Here is a 12707-nt window from a genome sequence, read left to right on the forward strand (position 1 = left end):
ATCTCGTATCTCCCTCGTTACCCGGTAACTATCGATTCGAAACATGTTACCCGGTAACGCGAAATCTACCGATGTGTGGCAGATTTAGCGCTTACACAGCAAACACGCAAGGTCGCGGGTCCGCAGCCAACCAAAGCGGTGCAAGGCTCGAAGCGCCTTGGTTTCGTTTTCCCGGGCGACTTCTCGTCCGTCTTTCGCTCTACCCATTGCTATCCCCATGTATGTCGATAGCTGGTATAGCGACGCCTGGACCGGACAGCTCCCAGTACGCCGGGGGGCGTACTGGGAGAACGTATCGTGTGCTGCGCACACGAGGGGCACCGTGACAGGTTCTCCGCGCTGGACGCGCGGCCTGCCACTGCTGCTGCTGGACGCATCAGCTGCCCCAAACAACATGAGCGCCCCACGCTGCGCGCGGGCAACCTCTTCACACGAGAGCGCTGGACGCGTTCCCGGCTTCGGCTTTCGCCTCGACCAGCGCTTCGCTTGGCTGAACAGGTTGCCCGCGCGTAGCCCGGGGCGCGGGGCTTCGCCCCCCGGCAATCTGCCAGCGCGTGGGCGCGCCTCTGCACGCTAGGGCGTGCAGCGATAGCCGGTCCCCCCCATGCACGCCATCGACCGCCCTAGGGGGCGGTGCGATTGCGTGGGCGGCGGGCTGGACGCCCTTGCCCCGCATCACTGCGTGACGCGGCCCCCCTACGTCAGCAGGCGTTTGCCTGCTGCCTGCGCGCCTACGGCTTGCGTTACGGGCACGGTCATGACCGTGCAGAGGTCGCGGCAATGGCCGCGACGCCGGCACCGGCGCAAGAGCGGCGCGTGCGCCGCTCTTCCTGCCTGCTTCGCCCAATCGATGGCGACTTTACGCCAGGCGGTCCGGAACGCAAGGGCCTCCGGCGCTCCGCGCATGTCCATCACCCGGTCCCTGTGGGCTGCGGCTTCCGGCCATGCCCTTGCATTCCGGCCTTATCGCCCGGCGTCACGTTGCGCCACGGGCGAAACACTCAGGAAGTACGGCGGCAACGGCAACACACCGCCCCCTACGCCGGTGCCGGGAAACGGTTGGGGCTCGACATCTAGGAACCCGGTCAGCTTTAAAGGAGCGACATCCATGCAGGAAGCGGTAAAGCAAGTCGAAGTGGAGCAGATAAGCGCCGAGGAGTGGCGGCGCACTCATCGCGATTTCAAAACCACCATCGACGGACAGCGGTACGTGCTGCGTTGGACCACGCATGGCACGAGTCTGGTACCCGTAACAGTCGTGAAGGAGAAGAAATGAACAAGTCACCGTTTGGCCCCGTGATTTTCAGCTACCCGCGCGCGCAGGCAATTGCAGACGGAGTGTTGGTTGACGTTTCGAGCGCAGCGCTAGAAGCCGGTTTCCGGCATCCAGTCGCTCTGACGTCTGCAACGTGGGCGGATTGCGTTGCATGGACGGACGCAGATAGCGAACGACAAACGGAGCAGAGCGAGCATTGGCGGTTGCTCGATGTGTTGTGGTTGGCACGGTTGGCCGCGCGTAACGGTCAGGGCAGTCAGGTGATGTTCGATGTGCGGCGGGTGCCGCGTGACGGTCACAGCGTCTATCCGCACCGGACGCGGTTGCGACTCGTCATTGGTCCCGGCGACGATGGCGAACCGGTCTTCACGGTGATGCTGCCGGACGAAGACTGAGTCCGAAGGCCCCGCCGATCGGCGGGGCGCGTTTTGGCATATTTTTTCAGGAGAAATCGGATGTCAATATGGAATCGCCTATTCGGCGGCTGCTCATCCGCCGACAACGGCGGCGTGCGTGAGAGTTCGCCGCAGATGGTCTTCAACCCAGCGACGGGCTTGCCGATGGTCGGCAATAGCTACACTAGCGTCGACTACGGAGGCAGTTCGTTCGGGACGAACGTTCACGAGCACACGCAGTGGTCACCGTCGTCAACTGGCTGCGGATTCGATAACGACTGGATGCGATAACTGAGGGGAGGCCCGCTTAGCGGGCCTCGCTTACTTACTTGAGCTTGTCTTCGAGCTGTTTGAATACGTCGCGGCCAACATCATCGCGCTCGACGGCGAAAAGGAACAGGCAGCGACCGTTACTCGACTTTTCCCACTGGTAACCGACCTGATTCTTCTCTTTTGAGTCGTCGGTGGTCTTGTATAGCTCGCCTTTGTATTCCACTACGAGCACGCGACCGTCCGTCAGCTCCGCGACAAAGTCCGGGTAAAAATAATCGGAAGAGGTGGGAAGCCAGAACGACGTCTTTTCCTGTTGCTGGATGTTCCGTACCCAATGTTTGACTTTGGGATGCGCGTCAATTGCCATCGCACACCGGAATTCCTCTGCGTCCTTGCCTGCGGATGTCTTCTGTCTCAGGTCGTGAATTTCAGGGTAGAAATGCTTGTTGAATTCGTAGCTGCCCTGGTACGTATTGCGCGCGGGGTATCTACCTGGGTCAAATTGGAAACTGAAATGGGCAACGTCTTCCAGCTTGGGTACCGTCATTTCAAACAGGCGGCCTTGGAAGCCCTTGTTCATGGCGAGCTGGCGCAAGCGCTCGATTTCCAAGCCGATAGCCTTGGCTAGCTGGAATCGAGCACGAACGAGGGCGGTCAGGCCTAGTCCTTTTTCGTGCAGGTGGGACAGCATCTTGACTAGGTACGCCTGCAACTGCGACTGTGGCAGGTACGGTTGACGTACCTCCTGGTCGAGCCAGCGAACTAGGTCGAGTTCACTAACACTGCTCGGCACTTCGTTGAGGCTCAGTTGCTGCGCGTCGATATGGCGGAACTTGACCTTCTCGCCGTTCAGGTCAATCTCAAACGAATTGATTGTTTCGTGAATGTCAAATCCGGCAAGTTGGACCGGAAAGTCGAGGAGATTCCAATCACCAAGGCTCGTCAGGGTCTCCTTCTCGACCAGCTCCAGATAGCCGTCAAGTTCCAGGCAGAGCTGCGGAACTGCGGCGAAGGTGAGGCCGAGCTGTGCGGGAGCCCGAAGGGCACGTCGCATAGCGCGGTGCTCGGCAAACTGCTGCTCGACTTTCTCTTGCGCTTTCTTGGGCAAGCCAGCCTTGATAAATTCTTCAACCTGCTTCAGCGTATCGCTGTCCACGTTGCCCTTGACCAAGGCCGTTGCGCCCTGCGAGGTCGGACGTATTTCAACCTTCGCTTTTAGTTCTTCGGGCCAATGCTGGGTATCGGGTGGAGCGGGCAGCTCGATGTGGCAGTCGGGAACGGTCGGAGCGGTGCCCGTGGCTCCGCCTGCTGATGCGGAGACCGGGCCGCCGCCAACAAGAGGCAGCGTTTGCTGCGGCACTAGAAGGGTCGCCGTTTCTAGGCGCTCGAAACCCATGTTTTGTACAAGGCGGTCGCGCAGACCGCTCGCCGCTTCGGCGAAATTCGCAGCGACGATATGGGCATAGGCCTTATTGAGTTCGGCCTGAGAACGGTCGCTGGCGTAAGGCATGCGTAGAACACGGCCCAGCAGTTGTTCCACGTCTTTCGCTGAGTTGATGGATTGCAGGCTCGCCAGGACATAGGCAAAGGAACAATCCCAGCCCTCTTTCAGTGCTTCGATTGTTATTACGTAGCGGACAGGGCACGCTGGGTCAAACAGGTTGATGCCGTCCAGTCCCTTCTGCGAACCAGTAGCAATCGCAATTTGGTCTTCGGGGATATTCTCCTGTTCAAGCAAATACTGCTTGACCACTTCTACCGTAGCATCGCCGCCCTTGGGCATCGCTTGAATCAGCGCGATAGGGCGGACGTAATCGGGCTCCTTCTGGGCCACCGTCTCAAGGCCTCGACGCGTGAGTATCGCGTCACGCAGGCACTCACGCCAGCCTTCAGGATGTTCCGCCAAAACGATAGGCAGCTTAATCATCTGCTCGGCGCGCAGCTCACGCGCCGAGACATGATATAGGACGTTGTTACCGACGACGGGCGTAGCCGTCAGCTCAATCACACAGCTAGGATTGAGTCTGCCAAGAGTCTTAAAAAATCGGTCAGTACGATTGTTGTGCGCTTCGTCAATGACGACTATCGGACGGTATAAATTCAGCCAATTCGCCACAGAGAACTTGACCCTCCCAATGTCCTTGGGAGTCAGGTAGGGCTGGTTTTCGAGGTCGCCTTCCGTGACCTTCTCCAAACCGGCGGTTACTGAGGCCGGAAGGGTATCGAAGTGCGGGGCGAGTTCCTCGAAGAACGAGTACACGTTGCGCTTTGCAGTGTCCGTGACGTTGAACGATTGAATCGTGGCGACGACGATGATGCATGCCTTGCCCAAATCGTGAGGGCTGACGGTTTGCAGGCTTTCCAGGTCGCAGACCTGCACACGGTCGCCGAAATAATGTGCCAGTGCTTGGCGGTAGGGGTGACGCGCGTTGGAGAGCGCGTCCAGCGTTTGCGAGCGGATGGCGTCCGAAGGGACCAGCCACAATGCAATCGGGGCATCGCTATCGAGGACAGTCTTACCAGCCAAGGCGACTGCGTGTGCCGCGAGCAGCGTTTTTCCGCCGCCGGTCGGAATACGCAAGCACACACAAGGGGTGTCTGGAAAAATATCGTGGTAAGTCTCGTTGACGCGACTTTGCTCGGCCAATGCAGCGAGGTAGGCATCGCTGACAGGCTTGCAACGGCTCGCTTCGAGGAACTGTACAAGGGCAGTTAAAGTCTTGCGTTGATATTCTTTTAATTCGAACATTGTCTTTCTCAGCGCATCTTCACGTCGTAGGGAATTTGCTTGAATGTGATGTTTTCTGCTGCAAGCGTTGCCGGACCAATACGCGATGCCTCCCCGTAGACAACTACCGGCCCTTCATGAGGATGATATTCACGCAAAGCGGCAAGAGCGGCGCGAGTAAAGACATTTCCGCCGTTGGGTCGTCGGTCGCCGGGGACGCCGCTATATAGAAGATAGTAAGCTACGCCATTCCGAATACCGAGTAACGGTGAATCGAAAGACTGCGTTGCGGGCGTACCTGTTTCGATGTGCCAGATGTAGGCGGCTAGCATCGAAAAGCTCACGTTCGGATTGATGCCGCCGTTTTCGTCAAAGGCTGCACCATCCAGGGTACAGAACGTGAAGCCACCGCCACCCTTCCAGCCGTTGGCTTCGCTAATCCCACCTTGTTCGCCAGCAATGACTTTTTCGAGGCGCGGTACGCAGTGCGTGATTGCGTGCTCGCCAATCTCGATTCCAATGTACCGACGGCCCATTTTGTGGGCCACCGCAGCCGTTGTGCCGGAGCCCAGGAAGGAATCAAGAACCAAATCGTTTGGTGCGCTGGCGATTTGCAATACTCGTTGAATTAACGCTTCCGGCTTCGGTGTTGAAAAATTAAATTCTGTGGATAGCTTGAGCAATTCCTGAGCGGCTATTCGGTTCTCACCGACTTCGCGATAATGCCATACAGTTGTCGGGACGACGCCTTTAACCTGAAGTTCAGAAAGAAAGCGCTTGATGGTGGGTTTGTTTGAACCATCTTTGCCAAACCACATCCTGTTATCCGACACAAGTTTCTCGTACGAATCCTTGGTGTATGACCAAGCTCTACCGGGCGGGGGAAGCGTTACGCGCCCGCTCGGAGTGACAATTTCGTATATGTTGGCGCTTTCGCCAGTCTTCGCAAACTGCTTGCCACGCTGTCCTGATTTGAGGCTTAGCGTGAAGTTGTCTGCGTACCACGGTCCGCGCCCATACCATGTGCCGTCTTCCCGGACCCCATCGAAAGCGTCAGAATTTTTGTAAATCTGATTTTGTTCTTCCGTGCGTGGGAGTTTTGACGGACGCCAAATAGACTTATCGCGGGCGAACGCGAGAACGTGGTCATGGCTGTCGCTAAGCCACGTTGAATTGCTTTGAGGGGCAGACTTCTTTTCCCATATCGCATTGGCGATGAAATTTCTTCGCCCAAAGATTTCGTCCATGACGACCTTGAGGTAGTGTGCCTCGTTATCATCAACCGTTACCCATATGCTTCCGTCTTCAGCAAGCAGCTCGCGCAGCAGAGACAGCCGTGGGTAAATCATCGACAACCATTGACTATGTTCTAGATTGTCGTCGTAGTGGATGAAGGCGCTTTGCGTGTTGTAGGGCGGGTCGATGAAGATGCACTTCACGCGGCCTGCATAGAACGGAAGCAGCGCTTTCAATGCTAGAAGGTTGTCACCTTGGACGATGAGATTGTCGGTTGCAGAGTTGTCGCCGTAGGTCCTCTCGCGCTTGAGAAGGTGGTAGGGCACCTCAAGGGAGGCGTCCTTAGCTTGATTCTTGTTGACCCAGTCGAGAAACGGCATTTCTTATTCGGTGGCCATAGGAAATTTGAAGCCGTCATTGTAGGGCTTCAATCGAGCTGGGTGAGGCGGAGCTGGGAGCGTCGTCGCTGTTACGGGCGAGCGAGGAAGTCTGCGCCCGCGTCAAAACGTGCGGGAGGGACTGTCCTGAGCGGCAGCTAACATTCTAGGCTGTTGTTAGCCCCATGTTAGCCCGCGAGAAAAGAAAAAAGGGTTAGCTTTCGCTAACCCTTTGAATTCTTTGGTGGGGCGTGAGTGACTCGAACACTCGACCTACGGATTAAGAGTCCGCTGCTCTACCAACTGAGCTAACGCCCCAACAGACTGCAAAGTATGACGTACTTTTTCGTGCTTGCCAAGTCCCCTTCTTAATTTTCATGGCTGAGCCAGCGTGTTGGCTCCTGTGGCACGTGGAGCGGCAACACCGGCGTTGCACCCGTTTTCAACGCATTCGTCTGACCACGGCTATCATTCCGCTGAGACGCACGCCGCGCAACCGCGCGAGTGGCGCGCCGCAAACCAGGACGGAGACACGAATGAACGAATCCGCAACCGCCGCGCTGCTCGAGCGCGTGCTGGCGCCGTGGGTACGATCGCTGGCACTCGAGCCCGTCTCGGTCGGCGAAGGCAGTGTCACGCTGCGCTTGCCCTTTTCCGGCGAGTTCCGCCATTCGGGCGGCGTGATTTGCGGCCAGGTCTTCATGGCCGCGGCCGACACTGCGATGATCGTCGCCATCTCGGCCGCGCTAGGCGAATACCAGCCGATGACCACAGTCTCGCTCAACATCAGTTTCATGCGCGCCGTCCGCAAAGGCGACGTCCTCGTCACTGCGCGCGTACTGCGCCTGGGCCGAAGTCTCGTCTTCGGCGAAGTGGAGCTCTTCGACGAAGATGGCAAAATGGCCGTCCACGCCACGACCACCTACTCGCTGCTCACCTGACGCGAAGCGGGCGCGGCGGATCACGGAGCTCGATCACAACATGTTCGACCAGGTCGTCTTCGCGGGCGGTGGCAACCGCTGCTGGTGGCAAGCCGGATTCTGGGACGTCGTGAAGCCTGAAATAGCGCTGGCGCCGCGCGTCATCGCCGGCATTTCCGCCGGCGCCGCGACCGCATGCATGCTCTACACGCGCGATTCGCATTGGGTCATGCGCTATTACGAAGAGGCGCTGCGCGACAACCGCAAGAACGCATACTGGGGCAACCTATGGCGCCGCGGCGCGTCGGTGTTTCCGCACTACCGCATCTATCGGCAGGCGCTGCTCGACATCTATGGCGAGCGTTTCACCGAGCTCGCCAAGGGACCGGAAATTCGCATCGGCGTCTCGCACGTTCCACGCTGGCTCGGCGCACATATTTCGGTCGCGGCCGGCCTCGTTGCCTACAACATCGAAAAGTACGTTCGCAAGAAGCTGCACCCAACGCTGGGCCAGGCGCTCGGCTTCCGCCCGGAATACATGCGCGCTCAGGACTGCGCGGATGCGGAGGAACTCGCCGACCTCATCCTGCAGTCGTCGTGCACGCCGCCGTTCACGCCAGTCCTCCGCCGCGGCGGCAAGCCCGTGCTTGATGGCGGCATGGTCGACAATGTTCCCGTCGCGGCGCTCGACGCCACGCCCGGCCGCGTGCTCGTGATGGTCACGCGACTCTACCCGAGGCCGCAGACTTTCGTGCTCGCGCATGGCGCGCAGCAACGAGTCTACGTGCAACCCTCGCGCAAGGTGCCGATTTCGAGCTGGGACTACACGCAGCCGGCGCTGATGCGGCCGACGTACGACCTCGGCCGCGCCGACGGCGAAGCCTTCCTGCGCCGTGTGCCGGAGCTGCTCGAGCGGGCCGCGAGCGCGCGACCCGCCGGGCACAGCTGATTCGCTACCGCCTCCGAAGAGCGGTCAGCGCCTCCGGATTGACGACGCTCGACATATCGCCGGCATCGAACGCGAGGATGTTCTTGAACGCCGCGCTGAAATAGAGCTCGTAGCCTTCACGCTCGACATAGCCGATATGCGGCGTGCAGATCACATTCTCCAGGCGCAGTAGTCCATAGCCTTGCAGGATCGGCTCTGTTTCGAACACGTCGACGGCAACCATCCCGGGCCGATTGCGCGTCAGTGCATTCGCAAGCGCGTTCTCCTCGAGCAGTTCGGCGCGGCTCGTATTGACGAAAAGCGACGTCGGCCTCATGCGCATCAGATCATCTTGCTTGACGATGCCGCGCGTGGCGTCGTTCAAGCGCAGGTGCAGCGACAGCACGTCGCTCTCTTCGAACAGCGCCTCGCGGCTCGCGGCGGTCTCGAAACCGTCGGCGCGCGCGGCTTCGAGCGAATGATCGCGCCCCCAAACGAGAACGCGCATGCCAAAGGCCTTCCCATAGCCCGCGACGATCCGGCCGATTTTGCCATAGCCCCAGATGCCGAGCGTGTGCCCGTGCAGCACTTGCCCAAGGCCGAAGTTCGGCGGCAGCGCCGATGTCTTCAGCCCGGACTGTTGCCACGCACCCTGTTTCAGATTCGCGACGTATTGTGGAATGCGCCGCTGCGCGGCCATGATGAGCGCCCACGTCAGCTCCGCCGGCGCAATGGGCGAGCCGACGCCTTCGAGCACGGCGATGCCGCGCTCGGTGCAGGCAGCGAGATCGATGTGGGCGCCGACTTTGCCGGTCTGGCTGATCATCCGCAGGTGCGGACACTTGTCGAGCAACTGGGAGCTCACGCGGGTGCGCTCACGGATGAGGACGAGCGCGTCGACTTCTGCCAGACGGCTTGCCAGCTGACCTAAGCCGCGCACCGTATTGTTGAACACTTTGACGTCATGTCCCGCAAGCATTTGAAAACAATCGAGCTTGCGGACGGCGTCCTGGTAGTCGTCGAGAATGGCAATTTTCATAGGGGAAGGTTCTGCAGTGCACGTTGAACGCGATAGACGCGGTGATATCCTTGTCAGTTCCAACCTGTCGGAGAGATGGGAGCTGGCATGAGCGATGCAACGCCTGTCGTCACGATGCTCGGTGCTGCTTTCAATGCTGCTGTCGCTAGGCAGGAAGGCCTCTTTTTAACAGCTTGTTGCGACGCCGCGCAAGCTGTATGGCTCTTGACGCCCTTCCGCATGCGCGCTTTGCCGCGAAATGCATGCGTTTTCCGCCCTCGGCGTCATCGAGCGCCCACCGTTTCCCCTTCAACGACCATAAAACGGAGACTGCTCAATGAACGAGATCGCCTTTGGAGGTGCAGCCGCATTTGAGGTCCCTGCATATGTCAGACATAAGCGGCTGCGCGAGTGGGTCGCGCGCATCGCCGCTTTGACGAAGCCCGATCGCGTCGTTTGGTGCGACGGTTCGGAAGCCGAATACGACCGGCTCTGCGCGCAGATGGTCGAGGCCGGTACGTTGAAGCGGCTCAATCCCGCCAAGCGCCCGAACTCTTACTTGGCGTGGTCCGCCCCTTCGGACGTGGCGCGAGTGGAAGATCGGACGTTCATCTGCTCAAAACGTCGGGAAGACGCCGGCCCGACGAACAACTGGATGGAGCCGGGCGAGATGCGCGCGACGCTCGACGGTCTCTTCGACGGCGCCATGCGCGGGCGCACGATGTATGTCGTGCCGTTTTCGATGGGGCCCCTTGGCTCGCCGATCGCTCATATCGGCATCGAGCTGACAGACAGTCCTTACGTTGTGGTCAACATGCGGATCATGACGCGCATGGGCGCTCAGGTGTATGAAGTTCTGGGCGACGACGGCGACTTCGTTCCGTGTGTGCACTCGGTCGGCGCTCCGCTCATGGGCGGCGCACGCGATGTGCCCTGGCCGTGCAACGACACGAAATACATCGTCCATTTCCCGGAATCGCGCGAAGTCTGGAGCTTTGGCTCGGGCTATGGCGGCAACGCGCTGCTCGGCAAAAAGTGCTTCGCGCTGCGTATAGCCTCGACGATGGGCCGCACCGAGGGTTGGCTCGCCGAACACATGCTGATCCTTACCGTCACGTCGAACGAGGGGCGCAAGTATCGCGTGGCGGCGGCTTTTCCGTCGGCTTGCGGCAAGACGAACTTCGCCATGCTGATCCCGCCGCCCGCGATGAGCGACTGGTCGATCTCGACGATCGGCGACGACATCGCCTGGATCAAGCCCGGCAAGGACGGCCGACTTTACGCGATCAACCCGGAGGCCGGCTATTTCGGCGTCGCGCCGGGCACGAGCGAGAAGACGAACTACAACGCGATGGCGACGCTCAAGCGCAACGTCATCTTTACGAATGTGGCGCTGACGGACGACGGCGACGTCTGGTGGGAAGGCATGACGGACGAGCCGCCGGCGCATCTCATCGACTGGCAAGGCAACGACTGGACACCCGAGATCGCACGCGAGACCGGCCGCAAGGCCTCGCATCCGAACGCGCGCTTCACGGCGCCGGCCGCGCAATGTCCGTCGATCGATCCGGACTGGGAAAATCCGGCCGGCGTGCCGATCGATGCATTCATATTCGGCGGGCGGCGCTCGAGCACGGTGCCCCTCGTCACCGAGGCGCGCAACTGGGTCGAGGGCGTCTATATGGCCGCGACAATGGGGTCGGAAACCACGGCCGCCGCCGCGGGCCAGCAGGGCGTCGTGCGTCGCGATCCATTCGCCATGCTGCCGTTTTGCGGCTACAACATGGCTGATTACTTCGACCATTGGCTCAAGCTCGGCAAGCGCGTGGACGCGCTCGCCGGCAAGCTGCCGAAAATTTTCTGCGTCAATTGGTTCCGGAAGGGACCCGACGGCAAGTTCGTCTGGCCCGGCTTCGGCGAGAACATGCGCGTGTTGCGCTGGATGATCGGGCGAATCGAAGGCCGCGCGGCCGGAGTCGAGCACGCATTCGGCATTTCGCCGCACTACGAGGACATCGACTGGACCGGGCTCGAATTCACGCGCGAGCAATTCGATCAAGTGATCTCCGTCGACGAGGCGGCATGGCGGCAGGAGCTCGCGCTGCACGACGAGCTTTTTGAAAAGCTCCACGATCATCTGCCTGCTGCGCTGACGCAGACGAAGGCTGGTATCGAGGAACGGCTCGCCGCCGCCTGACACCCAGACTGGGCGGCTCAGCGCCGCCTTTCCCGACGATCGAAAGGCCGCCCGCGGGCGGCCTTTTGGCGTGCCCCCGCATCCACTGCAAGCGCCGCCGCGTAACGGACGGAAACCTGTCACTACTTCGAGATCGGAAAAAAAGCGCCGCGGCGCGCAACTCTGCACCGATTCGAGAGTCGTAGGACAATTACGTATTGGCTTGGGAATTTTTTTCTGAGCAATAACAGCGGCAGGAGTTGTCAATGGATCATTTGCAGTCAATGCGCGTGTTCGTGAAAGTCTCCGACTTAGGCAGTTTCGCCCGCGCCGCGAGCGCGATGGATATCTCCAACGCGGTCGCCACGCGCCATGTCGCGGACCTGGAAGCCCGGCTCGGCACGCGCTTGTTGAACCGCACTACCCGCAGCCTCTCGCTCACCGAATCAGGGCAAGTCTATTTGGAGCGCGCCCGCCAGATTCTCGACGAACTCGAGGACGTCGAGCAGATGGTCGTCGCCCGCAATCACGAACCGGTCGGCACGCTGCGCATCGTCGCACCGGTCGTCTTCGGCCTGCATAACCTCGCCCCCGTATTGCAGACCTACGTCCGTCGCTATCCGAAGGTCATCCCCGATCTGACGCTCGTCGATCGCGGCGTCGATCTCGTCGAAGAAGGGTTCGACGTCGGCATCGTCATCGCACAGAAGATGCGCAGCGCCAGCATCGTCACGCGACGTCTCACCACAGGCTGCATGATCGTCTGCGCCACACCGGCCTATCTCGAGAAACACGGCGTGCCGACGCGGCCCGAGCACCTCGCCGATCATGCGTGCCTGAGTCTTCCTTCCGAGTACTGGGGCGAAGAGCGCGTATTCACGGGGCCCGAGGGCGAGGTGCGCGTGCGCCCGTCGAACGTCATCGTTTCCAACAACACCGAAATGCTGCGCCAGTTCGCGCTGCTCGGCATGGGCATCGCGATTTTGCCGAGCTATCTGATCGGCAGCGACGCCACGCGTGGCAATCTCGTCCGTGTGCTCGCCGACTATAAGCTGCCCAAGGTCGAGGTCAATATCGGCTATCCGAGCCGCCGGCATCTTCCGGCGAAAGTGCGCACGTTCATCGACCATCTCGTCGAGCACTTCAGCCGCACGCCGAACGGCACACTCGGCGAGCTCTGGCTACACCAGGACGGCTCGGCCGTGCAGGATGGAGCCCTCGCGCAGCGGGACGACGAGGACATCGTCGAATCGAACGAAGAGTACGAGGTGGGTGCGCAGCATTCGTATGACGGGCGGCACGACGGTGCGCTATCCAAGGTGCCGAGGGCGGCCCGTCCGCGTGTCAGCACGCCGTCGCCGCTCTGATTCGTCGTTTTCG

The 12707-nt window shown here is 60.3% G+C and carries 10 protein-coding genes and 1 tRNA gene; 7 read left to right on the forward strand and 4 right to left on the reverse strand.

The genetic code is table 11. The features are described from left to right. Positions 1-1108 precede the first annotated feature (1108 nt). Genes B0G57_RS31115 through B0G57_RS31355 form a run of 3 tightly spaced genes read left to right on the forward strand, consistent with a single transcriptional unit; the run spans position 1109 to position 1962 of the window. Positions 1109-1276: a hypothetical protein gene (locus tag B0G57_RS31115; protein WP_158256618.1), complete on the forward strand. Its 168-nt coding sequence runs from the start codon at positions 1109-1111 to the stop codon at positions 1274-1276. Next, positions 1273-1671: a DUF6573 family protein gene (locus B0G57_RS14365; RefSeq protein WP_104489580.1), complete on the forward strand. Its 399-nt coding sequence runs from the start codon at positions 1273-1275 to the stop codon at positions 1669-1671. Before B0G57_RS31115 ends, B0G57_RS14365 begins: the two co-directional genes overlap by 4 nt. A 60-nt stretch (positions 1672-1731) precedes the next feature. Further along, a complete protein-coding gene (locus B0G57_RS31355; protein ID WP_199189637.1) occupies positions 1732-1962 on the forward strand; it encodes a hypothetical protein in 231 nt (76 codons plus the stop codon). 34 nt (positions 1963-1996) lie between these two features. On the opposite strand, the gene B0G57_RS14375 is transcribed toward B0G57_RS31355, so the two are convergent. The 3 genes from B0G57_RS14375 to B0G57_RS14385 form a co-directional block, all read right to left on the reverse strand. Then, positions 1997-4693, reverse strand: coding sequence for a DEAD/DEAH box helicase (locus tag B0G57_RS14375; protein WP_104489581.1), 2697 nt, complete (start codon positions 4691-4693; stop codon positions 1997-1999). 8 nt (positions 4694-4701) lie between these two features. Then, positions 4702-6288 carry a site-specific DNA-methyltransferase gene (locus tag B0G57_RS14380; RefSeq protein WP_104489582.1) on the reverse strand — a complete coding sequence of 529 codons (1587 nt, stop codon included), beginning with the start codon at positions 6286-6288 and terminating at the stop codon, positions 4702-4704. Between the two features lie 239 nt (positions 6289-6527). Then, positions 6528-6603 (reverse strand) — tRNA-Lys (locus B0G57_RS14385). Between the two features lie 218 nt (positions 6604-6821). Here B0G57_RS14385 and B0G57_RS14390 point away from each other — a divergent pair. Continuing rightward, entirely contained in the window at positions 6822-7226 is a 405-nt protein-coding gene (locus tag B0G57_RS14390) for a PaaI family thioesterase (protein ID WP_018441304.1), read from the forward strand. 40 nt (positions 7227-7266) lie between these two features. Further along, the gene (locus tag B0G57_RS14395) at positions 7267-8154 is read left to right on the forward strand and encodes a patatin-like phospholipase family protein (protein ID WP_018441303.1); all 888 of its coding nucleotides are present in this window, start codon (positions 7267-7269) and stop codon (positions 8152-8154) included. A 4-nt stretch (positions 8155-8158) separates the two neighbouring features. Here the strand turns inward: B0G57_RS14395 and B0G57_RS14400 are convergent, their stop codons facing one another. Continuing rightward, positions 8159-9172: a D-2-hydroxyacid dehydrogenase family protein gene (locus tag B0G57_RS14400; RefSeq protein ID WP_018441302.1), complete on the reverse strand. Its 1014-nt coding sequence runs from the start codon at positions 9170-9172 to the stop codon at positions 8159-8161. Positions 9173-9488: 316 nt separating this feature from the next. Here B0G57_RS14400 and B0G57_RS14405 point away from each other — a divergent pair, with 316 nt between their 5' ends. Further along, entirely contained in the window at positions 9489-11348 is a 1860-nt protein-coding gene (locus B0G57_RS14405) for a phosphoenolpyruvate carboxykinase (GTP) (protein ID WP_018441301.1), read from the forward strand. A 245-nt stretch (positions 11349-11593) separates the two neighbouring features. Continuing rightward, positions 11594-12694, forward strand: a complete 1101-nt coding sequence (locus B0G57_RS14410) for a LysR family transcriptional regulator (RefSeq protein WP_026229780.1) — start codon at positions 11594-11596, stop codon at positions 12692-12694. Positions 12695-12707 lie beyond the last annotated feature (13 nt).

This window comes from Trinickia symbiotica (assembly GCF_002934455.1).
Taxonomy (GTDB): Bacteria; Pseudomonadota; Gammaproteobacteria; order Burkholderiales; family Burkholderiaceae; genus Trinickia; species Trinickia symbiotica.